This is a genomic window from Candidatus Accumulibacter sp. ACC003, assembly GCF_907163085.1.
In the GTDB taxonomy this organism is placed as follows: Bacteria; Pseudomonadota; Gammaproteobacteria; order Burkholderiales; family Rhodocyclaceae; genus Accumulibacter.
Window position 1 is genome coordinate 91,568 of sequence record NZ_CAJQTX010000006.1, and the last position, 16,631, is coordinate 108,198.

Consider the following 16,631-nt stretch of genomic DNA (forward strand, 5'->3'; position numbering starts at 1 on the left):
GCGGCAGGGCGAAGCCGAACGCCAAGCGACGAGACGCCATGAGCACCGCCAACATTCTTCTCCGAGTCAACAGCATCGAGGTCATCTACAACCACGTGATCCTGGTTCTCAAAGGCGTTTCGTTCAGCGTTCCCGAGGGCGGCGTGGTGGCCCTGCTGGGGGGCAACGGTGCCGGCAAAACGACGACCCTGCGCGCCGTCAGCAACTTGCTGCACGGCGAGCGCGGTGAAGTGACCAAAGGCACCATCGAGTTGCGCGACGAGCGCATCGAAGCGCTGACGCCGGCCGATCTGGTCAAGCGCGGCGTCATTCAGGTGATGGAGGGGCGGCATTGCTTTGGCCATCTGAGTATCGAAGAAAACCTGCTGACCGGCGCCTACACCCGCCGCGATGGCAAGGGAGCGATCAATAGTACGCTGGAGAAGGTGTATTCGTACTTTCCACGCCTGAAGACGCGTCGTGGCAGCCAGGCGGCGTACACCTCGGGCGGCGAGCAACAGATGTGCGCTGTCGGTCGGGCGCTGATGGCCAACCCGCGCATGGTGTTGCTCGACGAGCCGTCGATGGGGCTGGCGCCACAGATCGTCGACGAGGTGTTCTCCATCGTCAAAGACCTGAACCAGAAGGAGGGAGTGACTTTCCTGCTCGCCGAGCAGAACACCAACATGGCGCTGCGCTACGCCGATTTTGGCTACATCCTCGAAAACGGCCGTGTCGTGATGGAGGGGGCAGCCAGCGATCTGGCGGCCAACGAAGACGTCAAGGAGTTCTACCTGGGTCTTTCGTCGGTCGGGCGCAAGAGTTTCCGCGACGTCAAGCACTATCGGCGGCGCAAGCGCTGGCTTTCCTGAGTCGTCGCCCGGACACGCGGTCTTGCAGCTGATCAGCCATTTTTCCGTGTGCCCCGACGCCGTGTCCGGCTGGTCTGGCGCAAACTTTCCCGGGGTGTAAGTGACAAGTCCATGAGCTACTACGATTCGCTGGAAACGCGCCTGCCACGAGAGCGCGAAGCCTGGTTGATGGCGCGTCTGCCGCAGCAGGTCGCGCACGCCAAAAGGAAGTCGCCCTATTTTCGCCGGCTGTTCGCCGAGCAGGCGCCGGAGTCGGTGACTTCGCGTGCCGCGCTGGCGAGTCTGCCACTGACGCGCAAGAGCGATCTGACCGAGCTGCAGCGGGCACAACCACCGTTCGGCGGGCTGACGGCGACGCCCTTGGCCGAGCTGGCACGCGTCTTCGCGTCGCCGGGCCCGATCTACGATCCGCAGGGCCGTGGCCAGGACTGCTGGCGTTTTGCCCGGGTCCTGTACGCCGCCGGCTTCAGAGCGGGCGAGCTGGTGCACAACACCTTCTCGTACCACTTCACGCCGGCCGGCTTCATGCTCGAAGGCGCGGCGCAGAAACTGGGCTGCCCGGTCTTTCCCGCGGGCGTCGGACAGACCGACCTGCAGGTGCAGGCGATCGCCGATCTGCGGCCGGTGGCCTACGTCGGCACGCCGTCGTTCCTGCGCATCATCATCGACCGAGCCGATGAGCTGGGCGCCGACGTCGGCTCGCTGCAGAAGGCCGTCGTCTCGGGAGAGCCCTTGCCGCCAGCGCTGCGAAAGCTGTTCAGTGACCGCGGCGTGGTCGTTCGTCAAGCCTATGCGACGGCCGACGTCGGCGTGATCGCCTACGAAACGACGAGCGACGAGGGGCTGCTTGTCGAGGAAGACGTTCTCCTCGAAATCGTTCGCCCGGGCACCGGCGACCCGGTTGCCGAGGGCGAGGTCGGCGAGGTGGTGGTCACCAGCTTCAATGCCGACTACCCGCTGATTCGCTTTGCCACCGGCGACCTTTCGGCGCTCTTGCCCGGCGGCAGCTCCTGCGGCCGGACCAACGTTCGTATCAAGGGTTGGTTGGGACGTGCCGATCAGACGACCAAGGTCAAGGGGATGTTCGTTCGCCCATCGCAGGTTGCTGCCATCGTCGCCCGGCACGCACCAATCGGCGTCGCGCGGCTGGTCGTCGACAACCCCGGCGGTGACGATCGGATGACTCTGCATTGTGCCGTCGCGGTGCCGTCCGGCGAGCTCATGGCCGCCGTTGTGGACAGCATTCGGGACCTTACCAAGCTGCGTGGCGAGGTCGTCTTCCATGCTCCCGGCGCTTTGCCAAATGACGGCAAGGTGATCGAAGACCTGCGCGAGTACTCGTGAGGCGCGCTCTCGTGGCGGTCGCCGCCGGCTTGCTGGTGGCTGCAGTAGGGGCGGCAGAAGTGGCGCCAGCGGCGACGTCGGGCGCCGCGCCTGGCCCGCAGGTCGGCGACTGTGTGATCTTTCGCGAAGGCGCTGCGGGCTTGCTGCTCAAGACGCCGACCTACTGGCTGCAGGGGAGCATCGCCGCGATTGCCCGCGAGCAGCGCCAGCTCGGGCTTTGCCCGCGCATCGGCAAGCCGGCGGCGGCCTATACGCCAGCCGATTACGCGCTACTGGCCGCCGCGATGCCCTGCGTAGCAGAGCTTGCCGGTGGCGTTCCGCTTACTGTCGAGGTGCTGCGCGTGCGCTTGCGGGTTGCTGACTGGGAGACGCCGTGGTCGCCGCAGCACGGCACGACGGGATGGCTGTACCGCGGGCAGTTTCTCGACCAGCCGCTGGAAAAAGGTGCGCTGATCGACGTCGATGCGGCCTGGTTCGAGCGCTGCGAGTCGGGCCGATGAGCGGCGCACCTTTGCGTGGCGTGCGCGTACTCGACCTGACGCGCCTGCTTCCCGGCCCGGTGGCGACGCTGCATCTCGCCGATCTGGGTGCCGACGTCGTCAAGATCGAGGATCATGGCGCTGGTGACTACGCGCGCCTGCTCGGTGCTGGCCCGGACGGCGTCAGCGCCTTCTATCGCAGCGTCAATCGCAACAAACGCGGTTTGCGCCTCGACCTTAAACGTCCGCAAGGGCGCGAGGTTTTCTTGCGTCTGGCGGCGGCCGCCGACGTCGTCGTCGAAAGCTTTCGGCCGGGGGTCAGCGATCGGCTGCGCATCGGCTATCAGGATCTGCAGGCGCTCAATCCGCGGCTCGTCTATTGTGCGATCACCGGCTACGGTCAGAGTGGGCCACTGGCGATGGCTGCCGGGCACGACCTCAACTACATCGGCCTGGCCGGCGTCCTCGATCAGATCGGCGTCGATGGTGGCCCGCCGGCGATTCCCAATCTGCAGATCGGTGACTTGCTGGGTGGCGCGATGAGCGCCGTGATGGGCATCCTGGCGGCCTTGTTCGACGCCCAGCGCAGCGGCCAGGGTCGGTTGGTCGACGTGGCGATGAGCGAGGCCGTGCTGGCGCACAACCTGTTCCCGATGTTTGCCTGGCAGAGCACTGGCGCGGTGCCGGCGCGCGGCGCCGATGCGCTGACCGGTGGCGACCCGGGCTACCGCGTCTATGGCACGGCCGACCGGCGCTACATGGCCGTGGCGCCGCTCGAGAAGAAGTTCTGGGACGTTTTTTGCGACGCTCTCGCACGTCCCGACTGGAAAGCCTCGCACGCGGCGCGTGGGGCTGCTGCCAGAGCACTGGCTGACGAAATCGCGAGCGTTTTCAGCGCCCACGAGCAGGCTTATTGGGTCGATTTCTTCGCCGCGATCGATTGCTGTGTAACGCCGGTGCTCGACGTCGCCGAGGCCCTCCAACATCCACATTTTCGCGCCCGCGGCATGGTTTTGCGCGCCGACGGGCTGACCCAGTACGCGCCACCGGTGAAACTTTCCGGTTGGGTTTTCGCTGTCGAGCGCGCCGCCCCTGAACGCGGCGAGCACAGCGACGAGATCTTGCTTGAGGCCGGATGGTCTGCCGCCGAGATCAGCGGCCTGCGCGCGGCGGCGATTATCTGAGGCGCGGCGGCCGCCATCTGGATCTTTGTTGGCGCTGTTGCCGGTTGCCAGCTTACCGACCGGTGCGAGCCGATCGGCTAGCGTGGCTTCAGGTTTTCGGCTCGTCCGGCGACTGCTTTTCGCGGACTGCGGCGGCGGCTTTCTGCATTTGCTCCTGCATTTGCTGCATCATCGTCCAGGGAAACAGCGCCGCCTGCTTGAGTCCGTCAGCGCTGCCTGCGGCGCCTTGGGCGTCGTCGGCAACGGTCGCGCCGGGTGCCAGATTGCTGCCCATGTGGCTCATCGCCCGGACGGCGTTGAGCGTCACGGCCTGCATTTCCAGGCCCTGGATGGTCATCTGCAGCATCGACAGGTTCATTTTCAGCCAGCTCTCGACGGCCTTGAGATCCTTCACCTTCTTCTCGATCTCATCAGCGTCGAAGGTCGGCGTGACCATTCCTTGCAGAGAGGAGAAGCCCATGCTTCCCCACATTTTCTTGGCAAAGCTCATGGGATCGGTCATCGAGTCGTGATCGGACATTGTTGGTACTCCAGTCGTATTGGGATCGGCCATCTTAGCAAAGTTTGCGCAGCGGTCGGTGGTGTTTCATTGCGCCGAGTGTCGCCGTCGGCGGCGCTTCACAAACGATAGCAGTAGAGCCGCGTCTGGCGCGCGTCGTCAACTTCGAGCACACGCTCGGCGGTGATTTCGGGTACGGCAAAGCTGTTGCTGATGAAGACGCTCCCAGGGCGCATCTCGCGCTGCAGTTTTTCCCATAGATCGGCCATCGGTGCTGGTGACAGGAAGGCGTAGACGACGTCCTGGTCGGCGACGTCGGTTCGCCAGATGTCGCCCCAGCGCCAGTCGCAATTGGCCAGGCCGGCAGTTCGCAGGCGACCGACCAGCCAGGTCGCCGGTGCGTTCTCGACGCCGGCGAAGCGGCCGTCCGGGCGCTGCCTGGCGAGCGGGCCAAGGACGCTGCCGATGCCGGCGCCGAGATCGATAAAGCGCATCCCGGGCAGGTCGGCGGTGAACTCGGCGAGCGCCGCGGCGGTCGGCCGGTTGGATAGGTACAAGGGGATCTGACCGTCAAGCGCCCCGCGATAAACAAGCAGCAGCATGATCAGTGACAGCAGATACCAGCCGGGGTCGATGGCCAGTTGCGATGCCGCCCAGGCGAGCGGCGCAAAGAGCGCGTGGATCAGCCACCACCACCAGCGCTGGCGGGTCAATGCGGCCAAGGACAGGGCGACGCCGCCGATGGCGAAAGCGGTCTGCGGCCAGGGCAGCTGTTCAGTGCGGATGCCGTAGTAGGGCCAGGCCAGCGAAACAACGGCAAGTACCGCGGCCAGTTGCAGCGCCAATTGACGCAGCTGTGAGCCGAACAGCCGCGGCGTCGTGTCGGTAGGCTCGGGTGGCGGCAAAGACAAGGCGCTGTTCCCGTTCCTGCGCCGGCTCAGCGCGCGACCTGGCCGTTCGCCGCGGCTGGCGGCGCGTCGTCGGCTGGCAGAATCTTGCCCGGGTTGAGGAGCTGCCGGGGGTCCAGCGCCGCCTTGAGCGCGCGCATTACGTCGACCGCGCCGTCGCCGTGCTCGCGGACCATGAAGCGCGTCTTGCCGATACCAACGCCGTGTTCGCCGGTGCAGCTGCCAGACATCGCCAGCGCGCGTTCGACCAGGCGCTCGTTGATCCATTTGGCTTCGCGCAGGTCCTCCGCGCTGGCCGGGTCGACCAGGACCACCAGATGGAAGTTGCCGTCGCCGACATGGCCGAACAAGGCGATCGGCAGCGCAACCTGGGCGATGTCTTCGGTGGTGCGGCGGATGCATTCGGCGAGGCGAGAAATCGGTACGCAGACGTCGGTGGGGAAAGCGCGGCAGCCCGGTCGCAGTTGCAGGCAGGCGAAATAGGCGTTGTGCCGCGCCTGCCACAGGCGCGAACGATCTTCGCCACGAGTCGCCCAGGCAAAATCCTCGCCGCCCAGACTGGTGGCGATTTCCTGGACGATCTGCGCCTGTTCTCTGACCGCCGCTGGACTGCCGTGGAACTCGAAGAACAGCGTTGGCAGTTCCTTCAGAGCGGTGCCGCTATGGCGATTGACCGCCGATAGGGTCAGCGCGTCGAGCAGTTCGCTGCGGGCTACGGGTACGCCCAGCTGGATGGTCTGAATAACGGTATTGACCGCCGACTCGACGTCAGGAAAGGCGCACACCGCCGCCGCGGTGGCTTCGGGAAGCGGCTGCAGCTTGACCGTCAATTCGGTGATGATCCCGAGCGTTCCTTCCGATCCGATCAGCAGGCGGGTCAGGTCGTAGCCGGCAGAAGACTTGCGCGCCCGGCCGCCGGTCTTGATGATCCGACCATCGGCGAGAACGACCGTCATGCCCAGCACATTGTCGCGCATGGTGCCATAGCGGACGGCGTTGGTCCCCGATGCGCGGGTCGCCGCCATGCCGCCGAGCGAGGCGTCGGCACCCGGGTCGATCGGGAAGAACAGGCCGCTCCCCTTGAGTGCCGCATTCAGTTGCAGGCGCGTGACGCCGGCCTCGACGCTGGCGTCGAGATCGTCGCCATGGGTGGCGAGAATCCGGTTCATTCCGGCCAGGCTGATGGTGATGCCGCCGTGGATCGCCAGAACGTGTCCCTCGACCGAACTGCCGACGCCGTAGGGAATCATCGGCACGCGATAGCGATGGCAAAGGCCAGCGACCTCGGCGACTTCGTCGGTGGTCTCGGCAAAGAAGACACCATCGGGCAGCGCTGGCGGGTGCGCGGACTCGTCTCGCCCGTGTTGCACGCGGATCGACTCACCCTGCGAGAAACGCATGCCAAAACGACTTTTCAGGCTGGCGACGAGCTCGTCGGCGAGGGGCTGGTGGTCAGGGTAGGGGGTGTTCATGGCGGCCTCCGGCGGATGCTTCCCGTGTGGCTGGCGGGCAAGGCGCGATTCTACGCCGAGAGTGCCCGAAGCCAGCGAAAGAAGCGTAAGGCGGCATGCATTCTGCAATATACTACTGCCCTGCTCGAAAAATCATTTGACAGCATTCTGATTGGGCGTCAGAATTGTCGGCTCTGAGCTGGAGGGATACCCAAGTGGCCAACGGGATCAGACTGTAAATCTGACGGCTCTGCCTTCGAAGGTTCGAATCCTTCTCCCTCCACCAAATTATGCCGCTGTTGGCAAGCTTGATTGATCGTGTTTCGGGTAATGGTTTTGCGGGTGTAGCTCAATGGTAGAGCTGAAGCCTTCCAAGCTTATGACGAGGGTTCGATTCCCTTCACCCGCTCCACGCTGCGGCCGCGGAATTGCTTCAAGTATCTTGCGCGACGCCCATGTAGCTCAGCGGTAGAGCACTCCCTTGGTAAGGGAGAGGTCGACAGTTCAATTCTGTCCATGGGCACCACTGCTTGCTGCTGTAGATTCATTAACTTCTAACGTCTTGAGGTACCGGTAATGGCCAAGGGAAAATTTGAACGTAACAAGCCGCACGTTAACGTCGGCACGATTGGGCACGTTGACCACGGCAAGACGACGCTGACGGCGGCGATCACGACCATTCTGTCGAAGAAATATGGCGGTACCGCCAAGGCTTACGACCAGATCGACGCAGCGCCGGAAGAGAAGGCGCGCGGCATCACGATCAACACCGCGCACGTCGAGTACGAGACCGCCAAGCGGCACTACGCGCACGTCGATTGCCCGGGTCACGCCGACTACGTCAAGAACATGATCACCGGTGCTGCGCAGATGGATGGCGCGATCCTGGTCGTGTCGGCGGCCGACGGCCCGATGCCGCAGACCCGCGAACACATTCTGCTGGCGCGTCAGGTCGGTGTGCCGTACATCATTGTCTATCTGAACAAGTGCGACATGGTCGACGATGCCGAGCTGCTCGAGCTGGTCGACATGGAAGTGCGCGAGCTGCTGTCGAAGTACGACTTTCCGGGCGACGACGTACCGATCATCCCGGGTTCGGCGTTGAAGGCGCTCGAAGGCGATACCGGTGAGCAGGGCGAAGGGTCGGTGATGGCGCTGGCGGATGCTCTCGATAACTACATCCCGACTCCCGAGCGGGCCATCGACAAGCCCTTCCTGTTGCCGATCGAAGACGTTTTCTCGATCTCCGGTCGTGGTACGGTGGTCACCGGTCGTGTCGAGCGCGGCATCGTCAAGGTTGGTGAGGAAGTCGAGATCGTCGGCATTCGGCCGACTCTGAAGACCATCTGTACCGGCGTCGAGATGTTCCGCAAACTGCTCGACCAAGGTCAGGCAGGCGATAACGTCGGTGTTCTGCTGCGTGGCGTCAAGCGCGAAGACGTCGAGCGCGGACAGGTGCTGGCGAAGCCGGGTTCGATCAAGCCGCACACCCACTTCTCGGGTGAAGTGTACGTGCTGTCGAAGGAGGAGGGTGGTCGTCACACGCCGTTCTTCAACAACTATCGTCCGCAGTTCTATTTCCGCACGACCGATGTGACCGGCGCGATCTCCATGCCGGAAGGTGTCGAGATGGTGATGCCTGGTGACAACATCCAGATGACGGTCAAGCTGATTGCACCGATCGCCATGGAAGAAGGTCTGCGTTTCGCCATTCGCGAAGGCGGTCGTACCGTCGGCGCTGGTGTCGTCGCCAAGATCATCGAGTAACAACAGGTCAGTTCAAGACACGGGGCGGGCTGTTCGCGGTACGCTCTGGTCTCTGCTGCAGGGGCATAGCTCAACTGGCAGAGCGTCGGTCTCCAAAACCGAAGGTTGGGGGTTCGATTCCCTCTGCCCCTGCCACAATATGCAAGAAGTAAGCAAAGCGGACCACATGGCCGATAAGTTAAAGTTTGCGTTGGCGGTATTGCTACTCGTCGCCGGCATCGCTGGCTTCTACCTGCTCGCCGAGCAGGCAATGATCTTGCGCGTCCTCGCGGTCCTCGTCGGTGCGGGGCTTGCGTCCGCTGTCGCCTGGCAAACCGAGCCGGGCCGTAACTTCTTCGTTTTCGCCAAAGAGGCGAGCAACGAGGGAAAAAAGGTCGTCTGGCCTTCGCGTAAGGAAACCGTCCAGACCACCGGCCTGGTGTTCGCCTTTGTGGTAGTGATGGCGCTCTTTCTCTGGTTGACCGACAAGGGTCTGGAGTGGGTTTTGTACGACCTGGTTCTTGGCTGGAGACAATTATGAGCATGCGCTGGTATGTCGTACATGCCTATTCGGGGTTCGAAAAGAGCGTCCATCGCGCCCTGCTCGAGCGCATCCAGCGACAGGGCATGGAGCACGCCTTCGGCAAGATTATGGTGCCCGTCGAGGAAGTGGTCGAGCTCAAGATGGGTCAGAAAAGCATTTCTGAGCGGAAGTTCTTTCCGGGCTATGTGCTGGTCGAAATGGAAATGAACGACGAGTCGTGGCACCTCGTCAAGAGCACGCCAAAAGTTACCGGTTTCGTCGGCGGCACTGCCAACAAGCCGACACCGATCTCCGAAAAAGAGGTCGAAAAAATCATGCAGCAAATCCAGGAAGGCGTCGAAAAGCCGCGTCCGAAGGTCTTGTTCGAGCCGGGCGAGGTTGTTCGCGTCAAGGAAGGGCCTTTTACCGATTTTCATGGTGCCGTCGAACAGGTGAACTACGAGAAGAATCGTCTGCGGGTATCGGTGACCATTTTTGGTCGCCCGACGCCTGTCGAGTTGGAGTTTGCTCAAGTCGAGAAGGCCTGACGCTGCAAGCAAGTTGCGGTGCGCGATTTTTATGACGCACTGCAGTAGTGCGGCTCGCGGGCCGCGTTTGTCATTTGGGGAGCGCTGTCACGAGCGCGCTTGAACCCGTCTAAAGGAGTCCTACCGTGGCAAAGAAAATCACTGGCTACATCAAGCTACAGGTGCCTGCGGGCAAGGCGAACCCGTCGCCACCGATTGGCCCGGCACTGGGTCAGCGTGGCCTGAATATCATGGAGTTCTGCAAGGCTTTCAACGCCCAGACGCAGGGCATGGAGCCGGGTCTGCCGATTCCCGTGGTGATCACCGCGTTCGCGGACAAGAGCTTTACCTTCATCATGAAGACGCCGCCGGCGACCGTTCTGATCAAGAAAGCGATTGCTCTGGCGAAGGGTAGCGCCAAGCCGCTGACCAACAAGGTCGGCAACTTGACGCGTGCGCAGTGCGAGGCGATCGCCACGCAGAAAATGCCTGACCTGACGGCTGCCGACATGGACGCCGCAGTTCGCACCATCGCCGGCAGCGCCCGGACGATGGGCGTCACGGTGGAGGGAGTCTGAAATGGCAAGTCTTAGCAAGCGTCAAAAAGCTTTTGCGGGCAAGGTTGACCGCGGTACCAGCGTTGCCGTCGCCGACGCGCTGAAACTGGTCAAGGAATTGGCGACGGCCAAATTCGACGAATCCGTCGATGTCGCCGTTTCGCTCGGCGTCGACCCGCGCAAATCGGATCAGATCGTGCGCGGCTCGGTGGTCCTGCCGGCGGGTACCGGCAAAACCATCCGTGTCGCCGTTTTTGCCCAGGGTGAGAAGGCAGCGGCGGCTATCGAGGCCGGCGCCGATATCGTCGGTTTTGAGGATCTCGCTGCCGAGATCAAAGCGGGCGTGATGAATTTCGATCGCGTCATTGCCACCCCGGATGCGATGCGGGTAGTTGGCCAGTTGGGTCAGATCCTCGGGCCGCGCGGCCTGATGCCGAACCCCAAGGTGGGTACGGTAACGATGGACGTGGCCACCGCCGTGAAGAACGCCAAGGCCGGTCAGGTCCAATACCGTACCGACAAGGGCGGCATCATCCACAGCACCATCGGCCGCGCGTCTTTTGACGTCGATAAGCTGACGATCAACCTCAAGGCGCTGGTCGAGGCGCTAATGAAGGCCAAGCCGGCCACCGCGAAGGGCCAGTACCTGCAAAAGATCGCGGTATCCAGCACGATGGGCCCAGGCGTTCGCGTGGACGCGTCCACGCTGTGAAAAATGTTCCGGAGAACGTTTTTGACGTGCTCCGGCAAGGAACTTTGTTGGGCTGTCGGCGGTGCCTTGCAGCGCCGCTGACGGATCGTCAAAGACCGCAGGTGCCGACGGTCATCATGGCCAGAGGCTTAAGCGCGCAAGCAGCCTGCATAGACGGTGTGCCCCGAGAAGGATTTCGCGGTGAACGGCGTAAGCCGGTTGCCGCCAGCCCTGATCCAAGGTCGCCGTGGGTGCGGCGCGTCCAGCCGGATGCGTCGTCTGTTGACTTGAAGGGAGGAAGGGCCTGTGGGTCTTAATCTTGATGAAAAGAAAGCTGTTGTGGCCGAAGTGTCGGCCAGAATAGCTGCCGCCCAGACGGTGGTCGTGGCCGAGTACAGCGGTATGCCGGTTGCTCACCTGACCCGTCTGCGGGCGCAGGCGCGCGCTGCCGGTGTCTATTTGCGCGTGCTGAAAAACACTCTGGTGCGGCGGGCGGTCGAAGGCAGTGCCTTTGCTTGTCTGGCCGAGCAGATGACGGGACCGCTGATCTACAGCATCTCCGAGGATCCGGTGGCAGCGGCGAAAGTGCTCAATGACTTTGCCAAGACCAACGACAAGCTGATCCTGAAAGCCGGCAGCTACGCCGGTGAGCTGCTCGACAAGGCCGGCGTGCAGAAGCTCGCTTCGGTGCCAAGTCGCGAAGAGCTGCTCGGGCAGTTGCTGGGGATGATGCAGGCGCCGGTGACCGGTTTTGCCTGTGCGCTGGCGGCGCTGGCCAAACAGCGAGAAGAAGTGGTCGCCTGATCGCCCGTTGGTTTTTTCGAGTATTCGGATTTAGAGATTTAGGAGTTTATTGATTATGGCTATTAGTAAAGAAGAGATCCTGGAAGCCGTTGGCGCGATGACGGTCATGGACCTGAATGATCTGGTCAAGGCGTTCGAAGAGAAGTTCGGCGTTTCCGCCGCTTCGATGGCCGTCGCTGCGCCAGGCGCCGCCGCGGCAGTGGTCGAGGAGCAGACCGAATTCACCGTGATGCTCATGGCTAGCGGTGAGAAGAAGGTCGAAACGATCAAGGTCGTCCGCGCCGCTACCGGCCTTGGCCTGAAGGAAGCGAAGGACCTCGTCGATGGCGCACCGAAGGCGGTCAAGGAAGGCGTTTCCAAGGCCGATGCTGACGCACTCAGAAAGCTACTTGAGGACGCTGGAGCCAAGGTCGAGGTCAAGTAATTCCGGCCGTGCGCTTCGGGCTGACAGCCTTTCGGCTGTCAGCCCGTTTGTGCTTTTCCGGAAACATGTTTACGTCGCCGCGTTTCGCCAACGCGGGCGGCTGCAGCGCGCAAACGCAAGAATGAGTAGAGCGGCCACGGCGATCCAGCATTTGTCGTCTTCTGTGGTGTTGCGTGCTAATCGTATTGCGTTTGTCCGTTGCCCACCAGCCGGTCTCTCGACCGTCGCTGGTGTGCACTAGAGGATTTGCATTCTGAGTTCGGAGCAACCATGAACTACTCCTACACCGAGAAAAAGCGTATCCGCAAGAGCTTCGCCAAGCGCGCCAGCGTGCTTGAAGTGCCGTTCTTGCTGGCAACCCAGCTGGAGTCCTTCTCTGCTTTCCTGCAGCGAACGGTTCCCGTAGCGCAGCGCAAGAATCAGGGATTGCAGGCTGCGTTTTCGTCCATCTTCCCGATCGTCAGTCACAGCGGCAACGCGCGCCTGGAGTTCGTCAGCTTTGCCCTCTCCGAACCGGCCTTCGACGTCAAGGAATGTCACCAGCGTGGCCTGACCTTCGCGTCGGCCTTGCGGGCGAAGGTTCGCCTGGTGATTCTCGATCGCGAAACGCCCGACACGATCAAGGAAGTCAAGGAGCAGGAAGTCTACATGGGCGAAATCCCGCTGATGACGACCACCGGCTCCTTCGTCATAAACGGCACCGAGCGCGTCATCGTCTCGCAGTTGCACCGCTCGCCGGGGGTCTTCTTCGAGCACGATCGCGGCAAGACGCATAGCTCGGGCAAGCTGCTCTTTTCGGCGCGAGTGATTCCCTACCGTGGCTCCTGGCTGGATTTTGAATTCGACCCCAAGGACTTGCTGTTCTTCCGCGTCGACCGTCGCCGCAAGATGCCGGTAACGACGCTGCTGAAAGCCATTGGCCTGACGCCGCAACAGATTCTGCGCGAGTTCTTCGAGTTTGACACTTTCCTGCTCGGCAAGAACGTGATCGAATTCGCACTGGTACCCGAGCGCCTGCGTGGTGAAGTGGCGCGTTTCGACTTCAACGACGCGTCCGGCACGCTGATCATCGCCAAAGACAAGCGGATTACCGCCAAGCACATTCGTGAACTCGATGCGGCCGGACTGAAACAGGTTGCCGTCCCGGATGACTTCCTGATCGGCCGGGTAGTCGCCGAAGACATCATCGACCCGAGCAGCGGCGAGATCCTGGCCAACGCCAATGACGAGATTACCGAAACGCTGGTGGCCAAGCTGGTCGAAGCCGGGATCGAGTCCTTGCATACCCTGTACATCAACGACCTCGACCGCGGCGGCTTCATCTCGCAGACTTTGCGTACCGACGACACCGCTACCCGGCAGGCGGCGCGCATTGCCATCTATCGGATGATGCGGCCAGGCGAGCCGCCGACCGAAGATGCGGTCGAAATCCTGTTCCACGGCCTGTTCTACTCCGACGACCGCTATGACCTTTCTGCCGTCGGTCGCATGAAGTTCAATCGCCGCGTCGGCCGCCAGGACGTCGTCGAACACAAGATCATGGTCAAGCATGTGCCGTCCAAGCGTGAGGCGATCGTCAAGCTGCTCAGCGAAGCCCTGACCAACTCGGTGGCCCCGGCTGAACAGATCCTCGGCGAGCTGGGCCATGGTCCGCGCGCGGTCGCCGAAAACCTGACCGAAGCGACCGCCGTGGCGCTCTTCGACCAGCTAAAAGCGGCCGGTGTGACCGGTGAGGCGCGCGAACAGCTGACGCTGTCGCCCCGAGATATCGTCGAAGTGATCAAGCTGCTGGTCGAGTTGCGCAACGGCCGCGGCGAAGTCGACGACATCGACCATCTCGGTAATCGCCGCGTTCGCTCGGTCGGCGAATTGGCCGAAAACCAGTTCCGTGCCGGCCTGGTACGCGTCGAACGCGCGGTCAAGGAGCGCTTGTCGCAGGCCGAGTCCGACAATCTGATGCCGCACGATCTGATCAACGCCAAGCCGATCAGCGCTGCCGTCCGCGAGTTTTTCGGATCCAGCCAGCTGTCGCAATTCATGGACCAGACCAACCCGCTGTCCGAGATCACGCACAAGCGGCGCGTTTCGGCGCTCGGCCCGGGTGGCCTGACCCGCGAGCGTGCCGGTTTCGAAGTGCGCGACGTGCATCCGACCCACTACGGCCGGGTGTGCCCGATCGAAACGCCGGAAGGACCGAACATCGGCCTGATCAACTCGCTGGCGCTGTACGCGCGCACCAACGAGTATGGTTTCCTGGAAACGCCTTACCGCAAGGTGGTCGACGGTCGGGTGACCAACCAGATCGAGTACCTGTCGGCGATCGAAGAGGGCGCCTATATCATCGCCCAGGCCAACTCCGATCTCGGCGACGCCGGCGTCCTGACCGACGACCTGGTGACCTGCCGCGAAAAGGGCGAGACGATTCTTGCCGAGCCGGCGCGCGTCCAGTACATGGACGTTGCGCCAAGCCAGATCGTTTCGGTGGCGGCGTCGCTGATTCCCTTCCTCGAGCACGACGACGCCAACCGCGCATTGATGGGCGCCAACATGCAACGCCAGGCGGTTCCCTGCCTGCGTCCGGAGAAGCCGCTGGTCGGCACCGGCATCGAACGAACGGTGGCGGTCGACTCGGGTACGGCAGTGCAGGCCTTGCGCGGCGGCGTCGTCGACTACGTCGATGCGGCACGCGTCGTGGTCCGCGTCAATGATGACGAGACGGGTCCGGGTGAAGTCGGTGTCGACATCTACAACATGGTCAAGTACATCCGCTCCAACCAGAACACCAACATCAACCAGCGGCCGCTGGTCCGCGTCGGCGATGTCATTGCCAAGGCCGACGTCGTCGCCGACGGTGCGTCGACCGACAAGGGCGAGCTGGCGCTCGGCCAGAACATGCTGGTCGCCTTCATGCCCTGGAACGGCTACAACTTCGAGGACTCGATCCTGATCTCCGAGCGCGTCGTCGCCGAAGATCGCTTCACGTCGATCCACATCGAAGAGCTGACTGTTGTCGCTCGTGATACCAAGCTCGGCCCCGAGGAAATCACGCGCGACATCGCCTCGCTCGGTGAGTCGCAACTGTCGCGGCTCGACGAATCGGGAATCGTCTATATCGGCGCCGAGGTTGAAGCCGGTGACGTACTGGTCGGCAAGGTGACGCCAAAGGGCGAAACGCAATTGACCCCCGAAGAGAAACTCCTGCGGGCGATCTTTGGTGAGAAAGCGTCCGATGTGAAGGACACCTCGCTGCGCGTTCAGTCAGGCATCGCCGGCACGGTTATCGACGTGCAGGTGTTTACCCGCGAGGGTATCGAGCGTGACAAGCGCGCGCAGTCGATCATCGATGACCACCTGCGCAGCTACAAGCTCGACCTCGCCGACCAACTGCGGATCGTCGAGCGTGATGCCTTCGCGCGGGTCGAGCGGATGATCATCGGCAAGCCGGCCAACGGCGGACCCAAGCGCCTGGCCAAGGGTACGCTGGTCGCTCAGGACTATCTCGATGGTATCGATCCGCACCATTGGTTCGATATCCGGATGGCCGACGATGAGGTTGCCCATCAGCTCGAGTCTCTGCGTGACGGTCTGGAGCAGACCCGCAAGGGCTTCGACGTCGCTTTTGAGGAAAAACGCAAGAAGCTCACCCAGGGCGACGAGTTGCCGCCCGGCGTGCAGAAAATGGTCAAGGTCTACGTGGCCGTCAGACGCCGCCTGCAGGCCGGTGACAAGATGGCCGGACGGCACGGTAACAAGGGTGTCGTGTCGCGTATCGTGCCGGTCGAGGATATGCCGTACATGGCCGATGGTCGGCCCGTCGATATCGTCCTCAACCCGCTCGGCGTACCGTCACGGATGAACGTTGGCCAGATTCTCGAGGTCCACCTCGGACTGGCCGCCAAGGGCCTGGGCCAGCGGATCGAGGAAATGCGGCGTCGGCAGGCCACTGCGCAGGAAGTGCGTGGCTTCCTCGAGCAGATCTACAACAGCACCGGCAAGTCCGAAGATCTCGATCAGCTCAGCGACGGCGAGATCATTGAAATGGCCGGCAACCTCGAAGCGGGCGTACCGTTTGCGACGCCAGTCTTCGACGGCGCCAAGGAATCGGAAATCAAGGCCATGCTGGCGCTGGCAGAGATGCCTGAATCGGGTCAGATGACGCTCTACGACGGTCGCACCGGCGAAAAGTTCGAGCGGCAGGTGACGGTGGGCTATATGCACGTGTTGAAGCTGCACCACCTGGTCGACGACAAGATGCACGCGCGTTCGACTGGCCCGTACTCGCTGGTCACCCAACAACCGTTGGGCGGCAAGGCGCAGTTCGGTGGTCAGCGCTTCGGCGAAATGGAAGTGTGGGCACTTGAGGCTTACGGCGCCTCCTACGTGCTGCAGGAAATGCTGACCGTCAAGTCAGACGACGTTAATGGCCGCACCAAGGTGTACGAGAACATCGTCAAGGGTGACCACAAGATCGAGGCCGGCATGCCCGAGTCCTTCAACGTCCTGGTCAAGGAAATCCGGTCGCTGGCGATCGATATCGACCTCGAGCGTTTCTGATTGTTTGCCAAGGCCTGGAACGGTGAGGCGCGTGGATTTTCCCGCCTCGCCATTCCTGCCCCCGGACACCTCACTCCTTACTGGAGCAA

General features: G+C 62.6%; 15 protein-coding genes and 4 tRNA genes. 16 read left to right on the forward strand and 3 right to left on the reverse strand.

The features are described from left to right. Window positions 1–38 precede the first annotated feature (38 nt). From QZ656_RS13625 to QZ656_RS13640, 4 genes are all read left to right on the forward strand, one after another. Complete coding sequence (locus QZ656_RS13625; protein ID WP_291993922.1) at window positions 39–851, forward strand: ABC transporter ATP-binding protein; 813 nt, start codon at window positions 39–41, stop codon at window positions 849–851. Window positions 852–962: 111 nt separating this feature from the next. Then, window positions 963–2,195, forward strand: a complete 1,233-nt coding sequence (locus QZ656_RS13630; RefSeq protein ID WP_291993923.1) for an AMP-binding protein — start codon at window positions 963–965, stop codon at window positions 2,193–2,195. Further along, entirely contained in the window at window positions 2,192–2,695 is a 504-nt protein-coding gene (locus tag QZ656_RS13635) for a hypothetical protein (RefSeq protein WP_291993924.1), read from the forward strand. Before QZ656_RS13630 ends, QZ656_RS13635 begins: the two co-directional genes overlap by 4 nt. Further along, window positions 2,692–3,858: a CaiB/BaiF CoA-transferase family protein gene (locus tag QZ656_RS13640; RefSeq protein ID WP_291993925.1), complete on the forward strand. Its 1,167-nt coding sequence runs from the start codon at window positions 2,692–2,694 to the stop codon at window positions 3,856–3,858. Before QZ656_RS13635 ends, QZ656_RS13640 begins: the two co-directional genes overlap by 4 nt. 88 nt (window positions 3,859–3,946) lie before the next feature. Here the strand turns inward: QZ656_RS13640 and QZ656_RS13645 are convergent, their stop codons facing one another. The 3 genes from QZ656_RS13645 to QZ656_RS13655 all read right to left on the reverse strand — a co-directional run bounded on the left by QZ656_RS13645 (window position 3,947) and on the right by QZ656_RS13655 (window position 6,737). Further along, window positions 3,947–4,378 carry a PhaM family polyhydroxyalkanoate granule multifunctional regulatory protein gene (locus QZ656_RS13645; protein WP_291993926.1) on the reverse strand — a complete coding sequence of 144 codons (432 nt, stop codon included), beginning with the start codon at window positions 4,376–4,378 and terminating at the stop codon, window positions 3,947–3,949. Window positions 4,379–4,476: 98 nt separating this feature from the next. Next, window positions 4,477–5,268: a class I SAM-dependent methyltransferase gene (locus QZ656_RS13650; protein ID WP_291993927.1), complete on the reverse strand. Its 792-nt coding sequence runs from the start codon at window positions 5,266–5,268 to the stop codon at window positions 4,477–4,479. A 26-nt stretch (window positions 5,269–5,294) separates the two neighbouring features. After that, window positions 5,295–6,737, reverse strand: coding sequence for an FAD-linked oxidase C-terminal domain-containing protein (locus QZ656_RS13655; RefSeq protein ID WP_291993928.1), 1,443 nt, complete (start codon window positions 6,735–6,737; stop codon window positions 5,295–5,297). Window positions 6,738–6,917: 180 nt separating this feature from the next. Here QZ656_RS13655 and QZ656_RS13660 point away from each other — a divergent pair. From QZ656_RS13660 to rpoB, 12 genes are all read left to right on the forward strand, one after another. Continuing rightward, a tRNA-Tyr gene (locus QZ656_RS13660) sits at window positions 6,918–7,002 on the forward strand. Window positions 7,003–7,054: 52 nt separating this feature from the next. After that, a tRNA-Gly gene (locus QZ656_RS13665) sits at window positions 7,055–7,128 on the forward strand. A gap of 39 nt (window positions 7,129–7,167) precedes the next feature. Next, window positions 7,168–7,242, forward strand: a tRNA-Thr gene (locus tag QZ656_RS13670). 50 nt (window positions 7,243–7,292) lie between these two features. Continuing rightward, entirely contained in the window at window positions 7,293–8,483 is a 1,191-nt protein-coding gene (tuf, locus tag QZ656_RS13675) for an elongation factor Tu (RefSeq protein ID WP_291993929.1), read from the forward strand. Window positions 8,484–8,542: 59 nt separating this feature from the next. Further along, a tRNA-Trp gene (locus tag QZ656_RS13680) sits at window positions 8,543–8,618 on the forward strand. A gap of 31 nt (window positions 8,619–8,649) precedes the next feature. After that, window positions 8,650–9,003, forward strand: coding sequence for a preprotein translocase subunit SecE (gene secE, locus QZ656_RS13685; protein ID WP_291993930.1), 354 nt, complete (start codon window positions 8,650–8,652; stop codon window positions 9,001–9,003). Then, window positions 9,000–9,533 carry a transcription termination/antitermination protein NusG gene (gene nusG / locus QZ656_RS13690; protein ID WP_291993931.1) on the forward strand — a complete coding sequence of 178 codons (534 nt, stop codon included), beginning with the start codon at window positions 9,000–9,002 and terminating at the stop codon, window positions 9,531–9,533. The genes secE and nusG overlap by 4 nt, the downstream gene beginning before the upstream one ends. A gap of 125 nt (window positions 9,534–9,658) precedes the next feature. Then, entirely contained in the window at window positions 9,659–10,090 is a 432-nt protein-coding gene (gene rplK, locus QZ656_RS13695) for a 50S ribosomal protein L11 (RefSeq protein WP_291993932.1), read from the forward strand. Between the two features lies 1 nt (window position 10,091). Beyond that, window positions 10,092–10,781 (forward strand): 50S ribosomal protein L1, encoded by a 690-nt coding sequence (gene rplA, locus QZ656_RS13700; protein WP_291993933.1) that lies wholly within the window; start codon window positions 10,092–10,094, stop codon window positions 10,779–10,781. Window positions 10,782–11,066: 285 nt separating this feature from the next. Further along, window positions 11,067–11,564, forward strand: coding sequence for a 50S ribosomal protein L10 (gene rplJ / locus QZ656_RS13705; RefSeq protein WP_291993934.1), 498 nt, complete (start codon window positions 11,067–11,069; stop codon window positions 11,562–11,564). 55 nt (window positions 11,565–11,619) lie between these two features. After that, window positions 11,620–11,988, forward strand: a complete 369-nt coding sequence (gene rplL / locus QZ656_RS13710; protein ID WP_291993935.1) for a 50S ribosomal protein L7/L12 — start codon at window positions 11,620–11,622, stop codon at window positions 11,986–11,988. Between the two features lie 270 nt (window positions 11,989–12,258). Continuing rightward, window positions 12,259–16,542, forward strand: a complete 4,284-nt coding sequence (gene rpoB / locus QZ656_RS13715) for a DNA-directed RNA polymerase subunit beta (protein ID WP_291993936.1) — start codon at window positions 12,259–12,261, stop codon at window positions 16,540–16,542. Window positions 16,543–16,631 lie beyond the last annotated feature (89 nt).

Bases quoted from the DNA above. Each gene is read 5' to 3' on its own strand.
- secE (WP_291993930.1), top strand. From the start codon at position 8,650: ATGGCCGATAAGTTAAAGTTTGCGTTGGCGGTATTGCTACTCGTCGCC.
- nusG (WP_291993931.1), top strand. From the start codon at position 9,000: ATGAGCATGCGCTGGTATGTCGTACATGCCTATTCGGGGTTCGAAAAG.
- rplL (WP_291993935.1), top strand. From the start codon at position 11,620: ATGGCTATTAGTAAAGAAGAGATCCTGGAAGCCGTTGGCGCGATGACG.
- QZ656_RS13630 (WP_291993923.1), top strand. From the start codon at position 963: ATGAGCTACTACGATTCGCTGGAAACGCGCCTGCCACGAGAGCGCGAA.
- rplA (WP_291993933.1), top strand. From the start codon at position 10,092: ATGGCAAGTCTTAGCAAGCGTCAAAAAGCTTTTGCGGGCAAGGTTGAC.
- QZ656_RS13625 (WP_291993922.1), top strand. From the start codon at position 39: ATGAGCACCGCCAACATTCTTCTCCGAGTCAACAGCATCGAGGTCATC.
- QZ656_RS13640 (WP_291993925.1), top strand. From the start codon at position 2,692: ATGAGCGGCGCACCTTTGCGTGGCGTGCGCGTACTCGACCTGACGCGC.
- QZ656_RS13655 (WP_291993928.1), bottom strand. From the start codon at position 6,737: ATGAACACCCCCTACCCTGACCACCAGCCCCTCGCCGACGAGCTCGTC.
- QZ656_RS13645 (WP_291993926.1), bottom strand. From the start codon at position 4,378: ATGTCCGATCACGACTCGATGACCGATCCCATGAGCTTTGCCAAGAAA.
- tuf (WP_291993929.1), top strand. From the start codon at position 7,293: ATGGCCAAGGGAAAATTTGAACGTAACAAGCCGCACGTTAACGTCGGC.
- rpoB (WP_291993936.1), top strand. From the start codon at position 12,259: ATGAACTACTCCTACACCGAGAAAAAGCGTATCCGCAAGAGCTTCGCC.